The sequence below is a fragment of the Mucilaginibacter ginsenosidivorax genome (assembly GCF_007971525.1).
GTDB classification, from domain to species: Bacteria; Bacteroidota; Bacteroidia; order Sphingobacteriales; family Sphingobacteriaceae; genus Mucilaginibacter; species Mucilaginibacter ginsenosidivorax.
The window spans coordinates 6,135,708-6,151,155 of record NZ_CP042437.1; the positions used below are offsets into that span (position 1 = coordinate 6,135,708).

16 protein-coding genes are annotated in these 15,448 nt (G+C 42.7%); 12 read left to right on the forward strand and 4 right to left on the reverse strand.

The window, feature by feature from the left end; all coding sequences use genetic code 11:
- The first annotated feature begins 510 nt into the window (after positions 1 to 510).
- Complete coding sequence (locus FSB76_RS25665) at positions 511 to 1,404, forward strand: alpha/beta hydrolase (protein ID WP_147058511.1); 894 nt, start codon at positions 511 to 513, stop codon at positions 1,402 to 1,404.
- A 122-nt stretch (positions 1,405 to 1,526) separates the two neighbouring features.
- On the opposite strand, the gene FSB76_RS25670 is transcribed toward FSB76_RS25665, so the two are convergent.
- Entirely contained in the window at positions 1,527 to 2,156 is a 630-nt protein-coding gene (locus FSB76_RS25670) for a hypothetical protein (RefSeq protein ID WP_147058513.1), read from the reverse strand.
- A gap of 93 nt (positions 2,157 to 2,249) precedes the next feature.
- Between FSB76_RS25670 and FSB76_RS25675 the strand changes: the two genes are divergently transcribed.
- Together FSB76_RS25675 and FSB76_RS25680 are read left to right on the forward strand one after the other, a co-directional pair.
- Positions 2,250 to 2,756 (forward strand): hypothetical protein, encoded by a 507-nt coding sequence (locus FSB76_RS25675; protein ID WP_147058515.1) that lies wholly within the window; start codon positions 2,250 to 2,252, stop codon positions 2,754 to 2,756.
- Positions 2,756 to 3,298: a GNAT family N-acetyltransferase gene (locus FSB76_RS25680; RefSeq protein ID WP_147058517.1), complete on the forward strand. Its 543-nt coding sequence runs from the start codon at positions 2,756 to 2,758 to the stop codon at positions 3,296 to 3,298. The genes FSB76_RS25675 and FSB76_RS25680 overlap by 1 nt, the downstream gene beginning before the upstream one ends.
- A gap of 103 nt (positions 3,299 to 3,401) precedes the next feature.
- Here FSB76_RS25680 and FSB76_RS25685 read toward each other — a convergent pair whose 3' ends face one another.
- On the reverse strand, positions 3,402 to 3,980 hold the full coding sequence (locus FSB76_RS25685; RefSeq protein ID WP_158642985.1) for a fasciclin domain-containing protein: 579 nt from the start codon (positions 3,978 to 3,980) through the stop codon (positions 3,402 to 3,404).
- Between the two features lie 430 nt (positions 3,981 to 4,410).
- Between FSB76_RS25685 and FSB76_RS25690 the strand changes: the two genes are divergently transcribed.
- From FSB76_RS25690 to purE, 4 genes are all read left to right on the forward strand, one after another.
- Positions 4,411 to 4,806: a hypothetical protein gene (locus FSB76_RS25690; RefSeq protein ID WP_147058521.1), complete on the forward strand. Its 396-nt coding sequence runs from the start codon at positions 4,411 to 4,413 to the stop codon at positions 4,804 to 4,806.
- Positions 4,807 to 4,920: 114 nt separating this feature from the next.
- A complete protein-coding gene (locus tag FSB76_RS25695) occupies positions 4,921 to 5,301 on the forward strand; it encodes a hypothetical protein (RefSeq protein WP_147058523.1) in 381 nt (126 codons plus the stop codon).
- Between the two features lie 64 nt (positions 5,302 to 5,365).
- Positions 5,366 to 6,505, forward strand: a complete 1,140-nt coding sequence (locus FSB76_RS25700) for a 5-(carboxyamino)imidazole ribonucleotide synthase (protein WP_147058525.1) — start codon at positions 5,366 to 5,368, stop codon at positions 6,503 to 6,505.
- Positions 6,506 to 6,873: 368 nt separating this feature from the next.
- Positions 6,874 to 7,365: a 5-(carboxyamino)imidazole ribonucleotide mutase gene (gene purE / locus FSB76_RS25705; protein ID WP_147058527.1), complete on the forward strand. Its 492-nt coding sequence runs from the start codon at positions 6,874 to 6,876 to the stop codon at positions 7,363 to 7,365.
- Positions 7,366 to 7,772: 407 nt separating this feature from the next.
- Here the strand turns inward: purE and FSB76_RS25710 are convergent, their stop codons facing one another.
- Complete coding sequence (locus tag FSB76_RS25710) at positions 7,773 to 8,336, reverse strand: YqgE/AlgH family protein (RefSeq protein ID WP_147058529.1); 564 nt, start codon at positions 8,334 to 8,336, stop codon at positions 7,773 to 7,775.
- Between the two features lie 107 nt (positions 8,337 to 8,443).
- On the opposite strand from FSB76_RS25710, the gene pdxH reads away from it, so the two are divergent.
- From pdxH to FSB76_RS25730, 4 genes are all read left to right on the forward strand, one after another.
- Positions 8,444 to 9,091, forward strand: a complete 648-nt coding sequence (pdxH, locus tag FSB76_RS25715; protein ID WP_147058531.1) for a pyridoxamine 5'-phosphate oxidase — start codon at positions 8,444 to 8,446, stop codon at positions 9,089 to 9,091.
- Entirely contained in the window at positions 9,088 to 9,585 is a 498-nt protein-coding gene (locus tag FSB76_RS25720) for an NADH-quinone oxidoreductase subunit C (RefSeq protein ID WP_147058532.1), read from the forward strand. Before pdxH ends, FSB76_RS25720 begins: the two co-directional genes overlap by 4 nt.
- A 220-nt stretch (positions 9,586 to 9,805) precedes the next feature.
- Entirely contained in the window at positions 9,806 to 10,162 is a 357-nt protein-coding gene (locus FSB76_RS25725) for a BlaI/MecI/CopY family transcriptional regulator (RefSeq protein WP_090653318.1), read from the forward strand.
- A gap of 11 nt (positions 10,163 to 10,173) precedes the next feature.
- Positions 10,174 to 12,519, forward strand: a complete 2,346-nt coding sequence (locus tag FSB76_RS25730) for a M56 family metallopeptidase (protein ID WP_147058534.1) — start codon at positions 10,174 to 10,176, stop codon at positions 12,517 to 12,519.
- Positions 12,520 to 12,810: 291 nt separating this feature from the next.
- Here FSB76_RS25730 and FSB76_RS25735 read toward each other — a convergent pair whose 3' ends face one another.
- The gene (locus tag FSB76_RS25735) at positions 12,811 to 13,896 is read right to left on the reverse strand and encodes a DNA topoisomerase IB (RefSeq protein WP_147058536.1); all 1,086 of its coding nucleotides are present in this window, start codon (positions 13,894 to 13,896) and stop codon (positions 12,811 to 12,813) included.
- Between the two features lie 164 nt (positions 13,897 to 14,060).
- Here FSB76_RS25735 and FSB76_RS25740 point away from each other — a divergent pair, with 164 nt between their 5' ends.
- The gene (locus tag FSB76_RS25740; protein ID WP_225976310.1) at positions 14,061 to 15,296 is read left to right on the forward strand and encodes a PQQ-dependent sugar dehydrogenase; all 1,236 of its coding nucleotides are present in this window, start codon (positions 14,061 to 14,063) and stop codon (positions 15,294 to 15,296) included.
- Positions 15,297 to 15,448 lie beyond the last annotated feature (152 nt).

Below are 15,448 nucleotides of genomic sequence, written 5' to 3' on the forward strand. Positions count from 1 at the left end.
CTTTAATCATTTTAATTATAAATTGTCATTTCGATGAGCGAGGGGGAAGGCGCATGGGGGCGAAGAGAAATCTTATACGCCCTGCATTTCGACGAGGATATCAGAATGCAGGACGTATAGGATTTCTCACCCTTCCCCCGTTTTTGCCCCGCTTCAAGGTTCGAAATGACAAACTGCTTATTACCTACGATAGCATCACATTGCGCTCCTTTATAATCTCTTTTAGCATCACCTGTAATATTACCGCGTTCCAGTCATTGGCAAAGTTTTACTTTATACACCTTGCATTCCAATAAGCATTTCAGAATGCAGGGCGCATAGGATTTCTCACTCGTGCCTCGTTTCGAAATGACAAATGGGGCGGTTACTTTTCTGGGTTCAACCTTGCAAATACCCCTTTTATCATTTCCGGGCCGCCGTTGGCCATTGTTTCGCTAAATCCAAAGGTGACAATGAATTTTCCGGTGAAAAACATCTATCTAAAACCTATCTTTAAACAACCAATAAATTATGAAAAAGCTTATCGTTTTATTCCTGCTGTTTAGCAATTACGCAATCGCCCAAACAGCCACTCCAAGGCAATCATTTTTTCCAAAGGGGACTGCGCTTTACGGCGATATTAATTATGCCGGCGATACCTTAAAAAATCACCTGTTGGATATTTACCTGCCGCCAGTTGTAAAAAGCAAATATCCGCTTATTGTATGGATACATGGCGGCGGCTGGCGCATGAACGATAAATATGCTGATATGGGTTATATGACCGAAACCCTAAAAGGATTTATCGACAAAGGATACGCAGTTGCATCTATCAATTACCGGTGGAGTACACAGGCCGCATTCCCGGCGCAGATACAGGACTGTAACCAGGCTTTGGAGTTCTTATATCAAAATGCGTCGAAATATAAGTTGGATAAGGATAAGATAGCGCTGATAGGCTTTTCGGCAGGCGGGCACCTGGCCTCGTTGATGGGTTTATCCGGTAATGACAATGTTGCGGCTTTTTATCCGGCAGGCAAAAAGAGCCATTTTAAAATTAAACTGGTGTTGGATTTCTATGGCCCTTCAGACTTTCTTTCGCTTGCCGGGCCAGATCAAAAGGATGCGCAGCATGCCATCTCGTTGTTATTGGGCGCCAGCGTATTTGACAGGCCCGATTTAGGCAAGATTGCCAGCCCGGTGACTTACATTGATAAAAACGATCCGCCGTTTTTGATTGTGCAAGGCGAAAAGGACGAGGCGGTTAACCCGCTGCAATCAATTTCGCTTAGCTTGCATTTGAAGTTGGCAGGCGTAAAAAACGAATTTATTATTGTGCCCAACGCCCCTCATTTTGGGGTGATGTTTGATGCGGAAGATATAAGGAACAAAGTGTTTGCCTGGCTGGATGAGTATTTAAAGTAAGGATTTTGCTTCTGTAGAGACGCATAATTGCGTCTCCCATAGGATATTCAGGATTTGCAATGTCGATTTGCATGTTCGATTTGCAACCGGGAGACGCAATTATGCGTCTCTACACTTTTTGATTACGATAGCATCACATTACGCTCTTTAACAATCTCCTTTAGCAGCACCTGTAATATTACCGCGTTCCAGTCATTGGCGAAGTTTTTGCTTTTGCACTGCTTTTTGTTTTGGCAGTTGTAAATCATAAAATAGGTACTGTAACTGCTAACGGCTATGGTGTGCCAGGGTAAAATATCCTGCTGGTCCCAGCATATGCCGGCAAAATGGAAAGTGATACCACAAAGCTCAAAAGTCTGGTTAATTTTATACAGGTCGTGGTAATAATTAAACAGGTTTACAAAGTAGTTTTCCCATAACTGCTGGATAATATCGTTCCAAAGCCTGCCATATACTTCTTTGCGGATACCGTAATAACTGCCCAGCTTAATGCGCGAAATTTTACGATCGTAATTTTGTACTTCGATAAAATACTGGCGGCCAAAAACAAATTTATAGCCCCTTACCCAGCTAACCCCATACCTGAAAGCTGCAATATTGGTGGCAGGCAAAAAAGCAGAACCAGCAAACGGGGAGTTTTTTTGTATGGTGATGCCATCTGTATTAAATACCAGCTTTTGGGTTATTTTTTGCGTAATAAGGCCCGGTATTTCAATTGTGTTGGTAGCATTCATCCGCATAAAAATAAGCATCAGTTTTAATATTTTTTTACAGATAAAAAATAAAAGCCGCCATACGTACGGTTTTTATAAAAAGTATAACTTTATACCATAAAATAAACCGCCATGGCAGCAAAAAACCAACCATCAAAGCTCAGGGATGCCTTGCCAACTATTTTCTGGCTTGGTTTTTTAACCGGCACGCTTGATGGTATGGCAGCCATCATCTGGAGTTTTATTACCAACCCCAAGGTGGGCGCCGATGTTATTTTTGAATTTATTGCAAGCGCCGTATTTGGCAAAGCGGCTTTTACCAGCGGCACGCAAATGGTAGTGGCTGGCGTGTTTTTCCATTACCTTATAGCATTTTTGTTTACCACAGCCTTTTACCTGCTTTACCCGTTTTTTGATAAGCTTATCCGTAATAAATATATTATAGCCGTTGTTTACGGTATTATAGTTTGGCTGGTAATGAACCTAATCGTAGTGCCCTTAAGTAAAATTGGTTACCATCACATTAAAGTGCATGTAGCTTTAACCGGGTTGGTTATCCTTATCGTTTGCATTGGCATACCCGTTGCGCTTATTGCCGATAATAAATACTGGAAGGCTAAATTTTCTCCAAAAAAATAATGAGTATTGTTTTTCCGTCAGCCGTTTTTCCGCAATTAAAAACCGACAGATTGGTTTTAAGGGAGCTTGTCCCAGCAGATAGTGAGCAGCTTTTAGCTATCCGCAGTAATGAAGCTATAAGCCGTTTTATAGGCCGTAGTAACCAGCAAACTATGGAGGCCATTAATCAATTCATCCGGGCGCGTAACGAGGATAGGCTTAACGGGAAAGGCGTGTACTGGGCTATCCAATTAAAAAATACTCCTGGTGTTATAGGCACTATTTGCTGCTGGAATTTTGATTACGACGCGGCAACCGCAGAAATTGGCTATGAACTGCTGCCAACATACCAGGGTAGCGGGTTGATGGGCGAGGCCATCAAAAAAGTTATAGCCTTTGGGTTTAAGGATATGCAGCTTAAAACTATAACGGCCTGGCCAATGCCGCAAAATGAGCCATCGGTAAAACTATTGGAACGCAACGGATTTACTTATTCGGAAACGGTTGATGGGCAGCTGGTTTATAAATTGAACAATACCGGGGTGCTTAATAACAGCCAATAAAAAAGGGCCTGGCGTTTTATTGCCAAACCCTTTGGATTTAAAATTGATCATTAATCCCGGTAACTATACAGGGATGTCTTTCTTAAAGTGCAGTGCTGCTGAATTATTGCGGCATCAGCACGCCATTTAAGCCATGAATAACGCCGTTTGACGCCATGGTATCAAACGAGATAACTAAGGCTGCGTTCCCTTTGGCATCTACAATTTGCAAATTGCTTTTATCATTTACCGATAGCGTAAGATTATCACCGTCTATAGTTTTTAATACTGCTTTTCCTTTACCCGCGCTTAAAGCTTTAATAATATCGGCTTTGGTATATTTACCGGCAACTACATGGTATTTGAGCACTTTGGCCAGTTTGCCATGATCTTTGGTCAAATCGTCCATAGTGGGCTTTGGCACTTTGCTGAATGCAACATCATTTGGCGCAAATACAGTGAATGGGCCGGGGCCTTTTAATGTAGTTTCCAGGTCGGCAGTTTTAACGGCCAGTGCTAATGGAGCAAAATCTGTGGTGCTGCTTAAAACGCCTACTACATCGCCCGATGCGGCTGCAGGAGCGGCGGGTGTAGTTGCAGGGGCTGTTTTAGTGGTATCTGTTTGCTGGGTTTGCGCCATAGCGTTGTTTGATAAAAATCCGATGCCTAAGGCGGCCACAGCAATTAAAACTGACTTTTTCATGTTCATCTTTCTTTTTGATTTTGTTCGTAAATTAAATGTAAATGAGTAGCAGTTTACCTAATAGTATTTTCTTTTAAGTTATATAATTAATAAATATGCACAGGTATTATAACTAATAATTACACAAAAGGTTTTAAATAGACCGGAATTGGACGAATTGAGGCGAATTTCACGAATTAAGAAAGAGGGCGAATTTCTTGAATTTGAGCAGGTTGAACAGGTGCGAATGTTACGAGCATTTTTTGAAAGAAATTCAAGTGGAGGGTACAATTGATTGTTGAATGAGAGGGCTGCCGGGCGAAAATGCTGCCTGAAAGCGCATTGGTTCAAATGCGGATATAGCGGTCATTAATCGGTATTTCTATTTCGGCAATAAAAATGTAGTTTTAAAAACTTTGCCGTTCGGTCTTCCGGGGCTTATATACATATCATGAAAATCTGGAAATTACTTTTATTGCAATACCTTTTTTCGGTGTTATTATCCATCGTACTTAATTTTGTATTTATGCTGTTCACGGTTAAGGGCCAGTGGGATAGTCACCTGGTGCCATCAACCCTGGTTGGCGCTTTAGTGCTTGATTTCCCCCTAACTTTGCTTTGGATCCCCGGCCTTTTTATGTCTATAAACTTTAAAAACCAAAAAAATAAGGCATTTATAGTGTGTTTCATGACACCCATAGCAATTCTGGGTTATGTGTTGGTTGGCACAAAACTGCAATACAGCGATAAGGAATTTTACGCCACCCACATAATCTCGCAGATAATTGTACTTTGCTTTATGTTTTTCAGGAGGTTAACGCCTGATAATATTGTTGAGGAAGATTGAAGGGCTGCTAATGTCATTTTGTGACATTCATATTAAAGCTTTAAACAAGCTATTACATTATTTTGCACCTGCATACAAACATGGCCTGCGGGCTATGCTCAAAAATATTCAACTATGAAAGTACTCGCCAGGCAGCTTTTTAAAACGGTTATATTTTCTGTCATTTTATCAATTGCAGTGAACAGTATTTATTACGCCCTTACCCAAAAAGGGGCCGACTACTCCATCGCTTTGCCTAAAATTTGCGAAGGGATAGTGTTACTTAACATTATTGTTTTTATAATGTCGCTGCCATCATTATTCCTGGTAAATCCTGCCTATTGGAATAACCTGCCGGTAAGGTTGCCGCTGTATTTTGGCGGGGCCATAGCTTTTATAGTAACCATATTTACCATGCAGCTGCCCCCGCAGTATAAGGTGATTTACCTTATAACAGGGTTCGTCTTTTTAACAGTGCATAGCGTTTTTTACTACCTGAAGGTAAAAAAAGGATAACAACCCCCGATATAAAAGCAGGTTATGGGTTTTTGAAAGATTTCAGGTAAACTTGCAACATCAAATGAAAGCATTTTACGGAGATTTAAAATTAGGTATTTTAGGAGGCGGCCAGTTAGGGCGCATGCTGATACAACAGGCTATAAATTATAATGTTACGGTTAAAATCCTCGATCCTGACCGGGAAGCTCCCTGCCGCAAACTTTGCGATGAGTTTACCGTGGGTTCGCTGGGCGATTACGAAACTGTATATAACTTTGGAAAAACCGTTGATTTACTTACCATCGAAATAGAGAAGGTAAATGTAGACGCGCTGGAGCAGCTGGAGAAAGAAGGTGTGCTGGTTTACCCACAATCGCGCATCATCAGGCTGATACAGGACAAAGGTTTGCAAAAGCAATTCTTCAAAGAAAACGATATCCCTACCGCCGATTTCCAGATTATATCGTCGCCCCGGGAATTACTGCAAAGCACTATTCCTTTTCCTTATATCCAAAAACTCCGCAGGGATGGTTATGATGGTAAAGGCGTTTACAAGGTAGTTGATGAAAGTTACCTGGATAAAGCTTTTAAAGAACCCAGCCTGATAGAGCAATGGGTTGATTTTGAAAAAGAAATAGGCGTAATAGTAGCCCGCAACGAAAATGGAGAAGTAAGCACCTTCCCGCTGGTGGAGATGGAATTTAACCCCGAAGCCAACCTGGTTGAGTTTTTAATTTCGCCCTCAACCCTACCATTTGAAGTACAGCAACAAGCAGAACAGATAGCCAAAAAAATAGCCGAAAGCCTGAAAATAGTTGGCCTGCTGGCCGTTGAGATGTTTTTAGATAAAAACGGCAAAATATTAGTCAATGAACTGGCCCCGCGTCCGCATAACAGCGGGCACCAAACCATTGAGGGCAACGTGGTATCGCAGTTTGAACAACATTTAAGGGCCATATTTAACCAGCCATTAGGCGACACCACCTGCCTGAACAACGCCATTATGGTAAACGTATTAGGCGAAGCCGGCTACGAAGGCCCCGCCGTTTACAAAGGGATAGAAAAGGTGCTAAAAGTGCCCGGTGTTTACATTCACCTTTACGGCAAAGCGCTGACAAAACCTTTTAGGAAAATGGGGCATGTGACGATAGTAGACGCGGATAGAGAGAAAGCGATAGAAAAAGCGAGATTTGTGCAGAAAACGTTGAAGGTTATAAGTTAGACAAAATATGTCATTGCGAGGAACGAAGCAATCTCCTCGTAAGCATGACCGCTGTGTATGCGAAGTGATTGCCAAGCTGCGCTCGCAATGACATAAGCAAGAAAAATGACTTACGAAGTTTTTAAAACTTCGTAAGTCGGTAAAAAACAATGTCCAAAATAAAATATTGTCATCCTGAGGGACGAAGGATCTATTCACGAATTTTTCTATCGGTCATGTATAGCAGGTAGATCCTTCGTTCCTCAGGGTGACAGAAAATTAATACCTCATTACGGGTTCCCGATCAATTTTCTAACTGTGCAAATTCGCTTTGCACCCGACGAGATTGCCGCGCTACGCTCGCAATGACATAAAATTGTAACAACAACATGAGCCAACCAAAAGTAGCTATCATTATGGGCAGCAAATCTGATTTGCATATTATGCAGGATGCTGCCGATGTTTTAAAAGAATTAGGTGTTGAATACGAAATTACGGTAGTATCGGCACACCGCACACCGGATAGGATGTTTAGCTATGCACGTGCCGCTGCCGACAGGGGCATTAAGGTAATCATCGCAGGTGCCGGTGGTGCCGCGCATTTGCCTGGTATGGTGGCATCATTAACCCATTTGCCGGTTATTGGGGTGCCTGTAAAATCAAGCAACTCTATTGATGGCTGGGATTCGATACTTTCGATACTCCAGATGCCAAACGGGATTCCTGTGGCCACTGTAGCCCTTAATGCAGCCAAAAATGCAGGCATACTTGCCGCGCAAATCCTATCAACTGCCGACGAATACCTGGTAAAAAACCTTATCGATTTTAAAGAAGACCTGAAGAAAAAGGTTGAAGAATCGGCAAGAGAAATGGAAGGGTAAAAGAGAATCAAGAGTCAAGAATCAAGAGCCAAGATGAACAGCCAATGCCGAATTAACCCGACGGTTTGAAAGGGCTGCGAATGTGCAGATGAAGGAATTATTTGAAGATGTCTGAACTCGAATTAAACGAATTTTTAGAATTTCTCGAATTGGCTTTTTAAATTCCGGTAATTCTTTAATTCTGTAAATTCAGGTTCAGACAAAATTCTGCCCATTCTTTAATTCTGAAAATTCTGATTCAGACAATTGCAATAGGGATGGGCGCGGATACCGGCCAACGTGTGTAATGCCTGCAGGCGTATGAGCATACAGCCCGGCCCGCTTCTACCAGCGGGATTGCCCTGCAATCTACTGTAAACTTAAAACTGCATGCCGCAAGCTGCCCACTGCAAACTGAGAACTGCCCACTAATTCAGTGCCGGATTTTCCGGAAAGTTGGCTATATGTGCGTAGCGGTTGCCCAGACCTTTGATCACATCTTTCCACAGGTTGTGCTCTTCGCCTTCAAAAAGGGTTTCGGGGGCAAACCTGTCGGTTACTATCCAGCTGTCGGCGGCAATTTCTCCGTCCAGCTGCTGCGCTGTCCAGCCGGAGTAGCCTGCAAAAAATTTTATTTCGGTTTGGTTAAGCTGGTAGTTGCTCACCAGCTTTTTTATTTGCTCAAAATCGCCGCCCCAGTATACGCCCGAAGCAATTTCAATACCGCCGTCAATTTTTTCGGGTACCCGGTGGATAAAGTGCAAGGTGTTTTTGCCTACTGGTCCGCCTTCATAAACCGGCATTTCGGAGTACGATACATCGGGCAGTACGTCGCCAAGCATATATTCGCCATGGTGGTTTAAAATAAAGCCCATGGCGCCGTCGGCAGAAAATTCTGTGAGGATAATGACCGACCGTTTAAAGTTAGGATCCAGCATAAAGGGTTCAGAAATAAGCAGGCGTCCGGCGGCTGCCGATATAGTACTTAACATACAGGTTTAAATTTAAATAACACAACAAGCATAGTAAAAATATGTTCAATTATGAAAATGAAAATATATCAATATATACGGATTAATTAATTAGTAAGTTTGCACAAATGGACGAGCAGCAACTACAAAATTTAAGGCAGGAATATTCTGCCGCTACTTTATTGGAAAACAGCACAAAGGCCGACCCTATGAACCAGTTTGAACAATGGTTTAACGAAGCTTTGGCCGCAAAATTGCCTGAGCCTAACGCCATGACCCTGGCTACGGCAACTACAAACGGAAAACCATCGGCGCGGATTGTTTTGCTAAAAGGTATTAATAAAGAGGGGTTTATGTTTTACACCAATTACCTGAGCCGTAAGGGTAAAGAAATAACTAAAAATCCGCATGGCGCCATCACCTTTTTTTGGGGCGAACTGGAACGCCAGGTGCGTATTGAAGGTACATTGGAGAAATTGAGCAAAGAAGAATCTGAACGGTATTTTCACTCGCGCCCTGTAGACAGCCAGATAGGTGCATTGGTATCGCCGCAAAGCCAGGAAATTGAAGACAGGAAAGTGCTGGAAGAAAAACAAGCCCAGCTTACAGCCGAATACGAAGGCAAGGAAATTCCGAAGCCATCATATTGGGGGGGATACATTTTAAAGCCGCAACTGGTAGAGTTTTGGCAGGGCAGGCCAAGCAGGCTGCATGATCGTATCCTTTACAAGAAAACTGATAAAAAAACCTGGAAAAAAGTACGTTTGGCCCCATGATGTTTAACGACATTAAATTATTACTTATCCAAAAATTTGGCGACGCTGTTATTGCCGGCGAAGAAACCGGCGGCCTGCAGCCTGCCTTGCTCATTAACCCCGACGATATTGACCGGGTGTGCCTGGAGCTGCGTAATAACCCCAAAACATACTTCGATTTTTTATCAAGCATCAGCGGGTTGCATTATAACGATGAGGCCAACCGGTACGGTGTGGTTTATCACCTCACATCTATTCCGTATAAAACGCAGCTTACCCTAAAGATAAGCAAGCCCCACGACCGGGAAAGCAGCGAACTCCCCGAATTTAAAAGCATCACCGCCATATACCGCACTGCCGACTGGCACGAACGCGAAGCTTATGACCTTTTAGGCATCTTCTTCACCAGCCATCCCGACCTGCGCCGCATTTTATTACCCGATGACTGGGATGGTTTCCCGTTACGCAAGGATTATAAGGCGGCGGAGTATTATAAGGGAATTAAGATAGATTAAGATAGATTAAGATGCCTCACCTAAATCCTCTCCAAAGTAGAGGACTTTTGATTTGCACATTTGTTAGCCTCGTAGTGTTAAAAACATCACGGGGCTTTCCTTTTTCAGAACCCTCTCCTTTGAAGAGGGCAGGGTGAGGCTATTGCCTTTGTTAATTTTTGTTAAATAATTTTGATATTTACGAACTATTCGTAGATTTACGAAATAATCGTAATTAGCAATGGAGAAATTATCAAAACAAGAGGAAGAAGCCATGCAGGCGGTATGGCAATGCGAGGTGGGTTTTATAAAAGATTTTCTTGACCAGATGGAGGAACCCAAGCCGCCATATACCACGCTGGCATCAACCATAAAAAACCTGGAACGAAAAGGCTTTTTACAAAGCGAAAAAATGGGCAACTCGCTGCGCTATAGCGCGGCCATAAAAGAGGAGGAATACAAAAAGCGCTTTATGAGTGGTTTTGTGAACGATTACTTCCAAAACTCCTATAAAGACCTGGTAACCTTTTTTGCCAAAGATAAAAAGCTAAGCGCGAAAGACCTGCAAGAGATCATTAAACTGATTGAAAAACAATAAACCCTAAAGCCATGCCAGCACTGTTTGTTTTTTTGTTTAAAGTAAATATTGCCCTGTTATTGTTTTGCGCGGGTTATTACCTGGTATTAAGGCACCTTACTTTTTATACCCTTAACCGCGTTTACCTGCTTGCAGCTATATTGTTTGCCAGCATATACCCCCAAATAAATCTGTCGGATTTTATACAGCGGCACCAGCAATTGGCAAGGCCGGTTCAGCAGGTTGCCATAAACTGGCAGGCGCCCGCGCAGGCCCTGGCAAAAACAGTTGATAAGCCCGACTATTGGTTTTATATCGAATCGGTATTCTGGTTAGGGGCGGCACTGTTGAGTATTCGCTTGTTTGTGCAGCTGTTTTCGTTGTACCGTTTATATAAAAACTCAAAGCCCGCTACCATTGGTAACCACCAGGTAAGGCTGATAGATAAGGATGCCGCGCCATTCTCATTCTGGCAAAGCATATTTGTTAATCCTGCCAACCATGAGCCTGCCGATTTAAAGGCAATTTTACTGCACGAGCAGGTGCACGTAAACCAATGGCACACGGCCGATATTCTGCTGGCCGAACTCAGCAGCATTTTTTATTGGTTTAACCCGGGCATTTGGCTCATGAAAAAAGCCATCCGCGAAAATATTGAGTTTATAACCGATCAAAAGATCCTTAAAAAAGGCATCGACAGCAAAACTTATCAGTATAGCCTGGTATCGGTAAGTTTTAATAACACGCAACCTGGCATTGTAAACCATTTCAATTTATCAACCATTAAAAAACGTATCATCATGATGAACGCCAAACGATCTTCAAAAATAAACCTAACCCGGTACGTGTTCATGGTGCCGGTTGTTGTTGGCCTGTTATTGGTTTTTAGTATTTCAAAAGCCGATTTTGTTAAAAAAAGTGCCGCCTTTAAATCGATAACCATATTATCAAATAATGTAGGTAATGCTGTAGGCATAAATAAGCTGGCAGCAACCATAAAATTGATTTTGCCAGGTAAGGATGAGAATAAAACACCAACAAACACAACTAAGGGTAAAGCAGATGATGGCAACACTGTATTTTATTTGGATGGTGTACAGGTATCAAATGCAAATAGCTTTGCCGATGATACCGAAAGTATAGATTACCTTACAGCAACTGACGCCAAAAAGTATTTTAAAGCCGGCGATGGCAACCATGCAGTGGCCTTTGCAACAAGGAAAAATTCCGCTGCCGGTAAAGCCATTAGAGAAAAAATAGCACAATTGGTAGCCGCAGGAAAAATAAAGGTAAACAGCGTTAATAAGGGAGCTATTGACCACGTAAATACCAAAGTGAACTTTATATTAAAAGATATGGCTGTCGCCGATACCACCAAACGGGCTTTTGCTATCCATATCAATGGCAACGACTCGGTTGTATATTATATAAACGGTAAAAAAGGCGATATCAAAAATGTAAATCCCGATGATATCCTTAGTGTTAATGTTTTTAGAAACAGCGATGCTGCACAGCTTGTGGATGATAAGGTTGCCGATAATGTAGGGCTGGTTTTTATCACCACAAAAAACTCGGCCGAGGGCTTAAAATTTAAAGAAAAGCTGGATAAATTTAAAGGTACAACAGATGCCGGTTTTGCTACAGTGATGGATTTTAGCCCCGCTCATATAAAAGGCCGCGTTGATAAAGTTTTTATAAGAGATATGAAAATTGCCGGTGATACTTTAAAGGATGCAAACGGCAAAACAAAGCATATTTATTACACTTACTCCGTTAACACTGCCGATCCTGTAGTAGTAGGTAAGGTTAAAGGCCTCAGTAAAGTAACGGTGTCGGCCAAATCCACAAAGGCGCTTAAATCTAATCTGAAGATAAACGATGTTACGGTAGGCACTGCAGATGATGACGACGATGCTGAACCCGTTACAGTAACAGGTACGGGGGTTAGCAGCGTAAGGGTCACCAAAAGGCTATCGGGCAGTGCAGCTTCGGGCGCTACAACGGTTACCAGCTGGAACAGCAAGCCAATTCGTAAAAACATAGTTGTAAAAGGGAATGCAATTACCTTAAATAGCACCCTGCCAATGGATACCATTGTGATGATGACAGCCGACGGTGATCCGGTAACTATGGTTGATAGCAAAAATGGAATAAATGCTACCGCAACTAAAATTTTGCGGATCCGTCCCCGGAATGATGATAAAGCAAGCCCGCTGATTTTGGTAGACGGTAAAGAGGTTACCCAGGCCGAATTTAAAAAAGTAGACCAAAGTAATATTAAAAGTATAAACGTGCTTAAAAACGATGCCGCCACTGATAAAAAATACGGCGAAAAAGCCAAACAAGGCGTAATTGTTATTGAGCTTAAGAAAAAGTGAGTGGTTGATTGAGTTGGATTTTGTTGATTAAGTTATTGATAATCAAAATATTGATTTCAAAATGGCCAATCACCTAACACAATCAATTCAAACAAACCATCCACTACACAAAACAAGGTTGATTAAGTTAATAATAGGATCAGTTAAATGGTTAGTAGTTGATAAGTTTACTATCCCCATTAGCTTAATCAACCATGTTGCTTAGTGATTGGTTAATTGTGTTATAAAACGCTCGTTAATTCTGTTGATTTAAAAATTCTGAGAATTCTGATTCCGACAATCAACCCCAAATCAACTCGCGATAGCGAGTTTTTCTGTTTCTAATAACTTTAGCAATGCCTGCTCTGCAATATTTAACTCTGCTGCTTTTACGTCTTCGTGCCCGTTAATTTTATCAATATATTTAAATATGGTGCCTTCCTCGTAGCTTTTTATTACCGTTGGGTGTACGTAGTATTTTTTACAAACCGTGCGGGTATTACCAAGGTTAATAGCTACCTCGTCCAATACACTTACAATTTTCTTTTTGCATTCGGTAATGTTTTTAAACTCGCCGGCCTCTTTAAAGGCATAAAGGGCGCTTACGCTGCCGCTCCAGGTGCGAAAATCTTTGGCGGTAAAATCTTCGCCGGTAATGCCTTTCAGGTAATCGTTAATATCGCCCGAGCCGATACTGCACCGTTCACCATCGGGTTTATAATACTGAAAAAGTTCTTTGCCCGGTATATCGCGGCATTGTTTTACCAGGTTGGCCAGGCGCCTGCTTTGCAAGGCTATTTTATGGAAAACACCTTTTTTGCCTTTAAACTCAAACTTAATTTTTGATCCTTCAATGGCCACATGCTTGTTAAGCAGTGTTGTTAGCCCAAACGAACCGTAAAGCTTTTTGTACGATTCATTACCCACGCGAATGCTGGTCAGTTCCATCAGGCGTACCACCAGTGCCACAACTTTTTCATGATCAAGGTTGTGGCGGGCCAGGTCTTTATCTACCTGGGCACGTATAGCAGGCAGGTGTTCGGCAAAGGTTTGCAGGCGGTGGTATTTGCTTTGGTTACGAATCTGGTTCCAGCCGGCATGGTAGCGGTATTGCTTACGTCCGGCTGCATCGGTACCTGTAAACTGCAGGTGCCCGTTTTCATAGGGCGAGATCCACACATTGGTATAAGCCGGTGGGATAACCAGTTTGGCAAAACGCGCAATCAATTCCTTATCCTTTACCAGCGCGCCGTCGGCATCATAATAACTCCAGCCTTTGCCCGCTTTTTTTCGGGTATAGCCTGGGGTTGAGTCTGAAACATAGCGTAAGCCAACTGCCTTTGCAGTAACTTTTGGGTCGCGACCAATTTTTTCGAGTTTTTTTACCAGGCGATTCATGCAAAGTACAACAAGGGGTAGGGGATTAAGTTTTAAGAGAAGGGCTAAGAATCAATAGCCCATAGCGGCATGTCATAATATTTTTACAGCATATGCGGGCTATCCTCAAAACCAATTTGTAGTTTTAACTATTAATGTATTATAAACATTTATTAACCAAATTCATGCTGCCTAAAAATTATAAAACATTCATTTTAAGCCTGTCGTTAACAACCGGGATAGCGGCCTGCCACGCGGCCCCGCAACAAACTGCGGCTGCTGATACCGGCAAAGGTGCCCCTGTTGAAACCATTAAGCCCAATAGCGATTATAAATCGGCCTTCCCCGGTCAAACGCGTATTACGGGGGTTAAAACCAAAATGGCGGTAACCGCAACGGTTATAAATAGCGAGTTAAAGCAGCCCTGGGCGCTTTGCGTATTGCCCGATGGCCGCTTTTTGATAACCCAAAAAGGTGGAACAATGCGTATTTTAAAAGCGGATGGCCAGGCTGATAAAACGATCGCCAATTTACCCGCAGTACTGGCTCAGGGTCAGGGTGGTTTGCTTGATGTAAACATTGATCCTGATTTTAAAACCAACCGGATGCTATTTTGGGATTATGCCGAAGTAACTCCTGAAGGTAACATACTGGCGGTAGCTAAAGGCAAATTATCTGCAGACGAAACCCAGGTTGAAAACATTGAAGTGATATACCGCGCAAAGCCAGCTTACAGGGGTGCTTTACAGTACGGTAGCCGCATTTTGTTTGATAAGCAAGGCAACTTATTTGTAAGCACCGGCGAACGTTCTGGCGGCGACATACGCATGAAAGCACAGGATTTGAGCGCTGCTATTGGTAAAGTACTTCACTTAACCAAAGATGGTAAGGCCGTACCGGGTGGTCCCTTCGCCAACACACCAAATGCCTTGCCCGAAATTTATGCCTACGGTTTCCGCAACCCCGAAGGGATGGCCTGGAACCCCGCAACCGGCGAACTATGGGAAGATGAGTTTGGCCCGCGCGGCGGCGACGAGATCAATATCATTCGCCCGGGTAATAATTACGGCTGGCCTGTGGTTACCTATGGTATTGAATACAGCGGAGAAAAAGTTGGTGATGGTATTCAGCAAAAAGAGGGGGTAACCCAACCAATTTATTACTGGGACCCTGTTATATCGCCTTGCGGTATTACTTTTTACACCGGCGATATGATACCGGAATGGAAGGGTAACCTTTTTGTAGCCGCGCTAAGCGGATCGCACATTGCGCGCCTGGTTATTAAAGATAATAAAGTTGTGGGCGAGGAGCGCCTGTTTAAAGACAAACGCGAACGTTGGCGCTCACTTGCCACCGGTAAAGACGGCGCGTTGTACGGCGTAACTGATAATGGCAAAATGTACAGGATAGCTAAACAATAGTAAATACAAAGCATCGCAAAATCCCGGACGGGCAACCATCCGGGATTTTGCTTTTTATAAAGGTAGTTAAAAACGCCGCCAAATTTGCCGGGGTTGATATTTATCGGTATTCTTGAAACATCACACATACTCTTTAAAAAAGCGCTGTTGCC